Source organism: Vibrio sp. 10N.286.51.E5, from assembly GCF_041469125.1.
In the GTDB taxonomy this organism is placed as follows: Bacteria; Pseudomonadota; Gammaproteobacteria; order Enterobacterales; family Vibrionaceae; genus Vibrio; species Vibrio crassostreae_C.
Genome location: NZ_JBFRJZ010000140.1, coordinates 1 through 3,335 on the forward strand (window position 1 = coordinate 1; position 3,335 = coordinate 3,335).

At 43.4% G+C, this 3,335-nt stretch carries 2 protein-coding genes; one reads left to right on the top strand and one right to left on the bottom strand.

Translation table 11 applies throughout. The annotated features are described in order from the left end of the window. Positions 1–88: 88 nt before the first annotated feature. Entirely contained in the window at positions 89–1,255 is a 1,167-nt protein-coding gene (locus AB4161_RS23120; protein WP_372084477.1) for a nucleotide sugar dehydrogenase, read from the bottom strand. 152 nt (positions 1,256–1,407) lie between these two features. Between AB4161_RS23120 and AB4161_RS23125 the strand changes: the two genes are divergently transcribed. Further along, entirely contained in the window at positions 1,408–2,907 is a 1,500-nt protein-coding gene (locus AB4161_RS23125; RefSeq protein WP_372084478.1) for a capsule assembly Wzi family protein, read from the top strand. The last annotated feature ends 428 nt before the right edge of the window (positions 2,908–3,335 follow it).

Here is a 3,335-nt window from a genome sequence, read left to right on the forward strand (position 1 = left end):
AGAAAACATTACGTTAGACGGAATTTACGCTGAGCTTAGTGCTTAAGGTTCTGTCTATGAGAGCTCACATAGTTAAGCTATTAAATTATTAGTCGCTGCCAAATAGATCGCGAGTATAAACTTTTTCCTCTACATCGCGAATCTCATCGACCATGCGGTTAGAAACAATCACATCACAGGTAGCTTTAAACTCTTCAAGATCATTAATTACTTCAGAGTGGAAGAACTCTTTTTCTTTCAATACAGGCTCGTAAACCACCACTTCAATGCCTTTTGCTTTAATTCGCTTCATCACACCTTGAATGCTGGATGCGCGGAAGTTATCGGAACCTGACTTCATAATAAGGCGATAGATACCGACACGCTTAGGGCTGCGACTGATGATGGAATCAGCGACAAAATCTTTACGTGTACGATTCGCATCTACGATAGCACCAATAATTTCATTAGGTACATCTTCATAGTTTGCACGAAGCTGCTTCGTGTCTTTTGGCAAACAGTAACCACCATAACCAAATGATGGGTTGTTATAGTGATTGCCGATACGCTGATCTAGACCAACACCTTCAATGATCTGACGAGCATTAAGACCATGCGTCTCTGCGTAAGTATCAAGCTCGTTGAAATAAGCGACACGTAAGGCAAGATAAGTATTCGAGAACAATTTCACCGCTTCCGCTTCAGTAGAGTCAGTAAATAGTACTGGTACTTCTTTCTCTATCGCACCTTCTAACAACAATTCTGCAAATACCTTAGCACGTTCAGATTGTTCACCAACAATAATGCGAGATGGGTGAAGGTTATCAAATAAAGCACGTCCTTCACGTAAAAACTCTGGAGAGAACAAAATGTTCTTGCAGTTCATTTCTTCTGAAATACGCTTAGTGTAACCAACTGGTACCGTTGACTTAATCACCATTACAGCATTTGGATTAATCGCCATAACATTTTTGATCACGGCCTCTACTGATTTGGTATTGAAGTAGTTCGTCTGTGGGTCATAATCGGTTGGTGTCGCAATCACCACATATTCAGCGTTTTTATACGCAAGCTCTTTATCGAGCGTTGCAGTAAAGCTTAGTTTTTTATTTGCCAAAAAATCTGAAACTTCAGTGTCTACTATTGGAGATTGTTTACTGTTTAATAATGCAACTTTTTCTTCAATGATATCGACCGCAACCACTTCGTGGTTCTGAGCCAACAACATCGCGTTAGATAAGCCTACGTAGCCAGTACCTGCAATTGCAATTTTCATATTCTATCTTTCCAAGAATTGTTTCGTTTTTATGTCTAATAGTTTACCAAATAATATCCATTTCATCTCTAACAATCTCAGACTGGTTGCTTGTTGCCCAATACCCTATTCCTGTATTATCTAAGGTAATTTCATTTAAAACGTTAGTGACTATGGACCGACCAATTCGAAACATTGCCAGAGGACTGGCTCTCTCTACTCTAGTGCTCTCACCCCTTTCTTACGCCAAACCTTGGATTGAGCCTACCGACTTACACCTTAGAGCCGACCTTCAATTGCTGGCCAATGCGGGTGTTATCACTGTGCCGATTACCACTTACCCACTAATGTGGGATGGGGTCATCAATGATGTTCGTACCAACTCCGGCAAAGCAAAGACAGCAATGGAAACCGACGCGGTGCGCCGAGTCACTCGAGCATTCAGCCACTCACAACGCAGCAATGTTAAGTTAGAAGCAGGCGCGGCTTCAGAAGCATCACGCTTCCAGCATTTTGGCACGCCAACGCGTGAAAAAGGCGAAGTGACTGCGGGCTACAATAATCAAGGTGATTGGTGGGCATTTAATGTCGAAGCGACTTACGCTTATGATGCGCAAGATGATGAAGACGTTCGTTTAGATGGCTCTTATATTGCAGCGATTCTAGGTAATTGGGTTGTGAGTGCAGGATACCAGCAGCAATGGTATGGCCCTGGTTGGGATACTGCACTCACCATGAGCACCAACGCACGTCCATTAGCGTCGGTTAACATTACTCGCCACAACCCAGAAGCGTTCAGTGTGCCAGTATTGGAATGGCTAGGGCCATGGACAATGACGACAGGTGTGGGTTGGATGGATGACGAACGTCATATGGAAGATACATTACTTTGGACGTTCCGCGGTACCATTAAGCCCCATCCTAACTTTGAATTTGGGGTTTCGCGAGCGGCGCAGCTCTGTGGCACTAATTCAGGCAGTGGCTTTGAGAAGTCTTGTGACCTAGATACTTGGTGGAAGATGTTGGTTGGTGATACCAATGAATATGAATCAGAAAACCCGGCCAACCAACTTGCTTCTGTTGATGCAAGGTGGGGGGACACATTCCGCGGCGTTCCATACAGCTTATATTGGGAATCAATGGGAGAGGACGCAGTAAGATTGGATCGATTTCCTCCTTTCCAAGCCAAGAGCTACCTCTACGGTGCCGATGTATCTTATGAGCTGGCAGAGCAAAGCATTACCACGTTTTTTGAATACTCTGAAACCATGCCGACGTGTGGTGGGGTATTCAACTGCGCCTATGAACATAGTACCTATAAAACAGGCTACCGCTATCAAGACCGTGTGCTAGGTTCAACCTACGATAACGATGCCAACACCTACACACTTGGCTTTATCGGGTTTAGCCATCAAACAAGCCATCGATGGAAAGCCAATATTCGTTACTTAGAGCTGAATAAAGACAATAGTAATATTAACGAAGCGCAAGGTGGAGGTAACAAAGTTTCGCCGAATGGTGAAGATACATGGAACATTGATTTCAGCTACTTATTCCCAATCACTAGAGGCGAAATTGAACTGGGAGCAGAATATAGCTTTATTCAATACCGGGATGGCAGCAGTGATGACAACAACCTAGCGGGTTGGGCGAATTGGCGATATATCTTCTAGTTGATCTGTTTAAGCTAGATTATGAGCTACCTTGAAAAGCACTGACTATGACGAGCCCTACTTTATGGGCTCGTCATTATGCTTTAGCCGAAACTACAACCCTGCCAGATAGAGATACCATCAAACTCTATTTTCTAAGTACGATTTCCCTTATGCCGGGAGTCAAAGTTTTGGTTCATCGCGGATTAGAGGGAACTAAAAACAAAAACGGTAGTAAGTGATATGGTTTAGTCGCCAAACAAAAATCATACACAAACTACCGTTTTCATGCCGAATCATACTTTCCTATCTTCATTCTGGGAAGGCTTTCAAATAGTAAAGTCTCACCAAACAGCATCACTGATTACCCTGACTCTTAAACCTAACTCTGAGGCTAAGTGCCTTTGTGGTCTTGAAGCTGAAGCTATCCATGAGTATCAATGGCGTCA